The sequence below is a fragment of the Alexandriicola marinus genome, from assembly GCF_004000435.1.
GTDB classification, from domain to species: Bacteria; Pseudomonadota; Alphaproteobacteria; order Rhodobacterales; family Rhodobacteraceae; genus Alexandriicola; species Alexandriicola marinus.
In genome coordinates this window covers 1-232 of sequence record NZ_RBVZ01000101.1, presented here as the reverse complement: position 1 = coordinate 232, position 232 = coordinate 1, and the positions used below count along the sequence as shown (strand labels likewise).

General features: G+C 65.9%; 1 protein-coding gene. It reads left to right on the top strand.

The genetic code is table 11. From position 1 onward, the window contains the following. A partial coding sequence (locus tag EP376_RS22850; protein WP_240652501.1) for a thiamine pyrophosphate-dependent enzyme occupies positions 1 to 232 on the top strand: 232 nt, incomplete at both ends.

The window sequence follows — 232 nt, the reverse complement described above, 5'->3', positions numbered from 1 at the left end:
CCCTCGCTCAGGGTCGACGGCAACGATTATCTCGCCGTTCATGCGGTGGCGAAATGGGCGGTCGAGCGCGCCCGCCGCAATCTCGGGCCGACGCTGGTTGAATACGTCACCTACCGGGTCGGTGCGCATTCCACGTCGGACGACCCGTCGGCCTACCGCCCGAAGGCGGAGTCCGACGCCTGGCCATTGGGCGACCCGGTGCTGCGTCTGAAGAACCATCTCATCAAGCTTG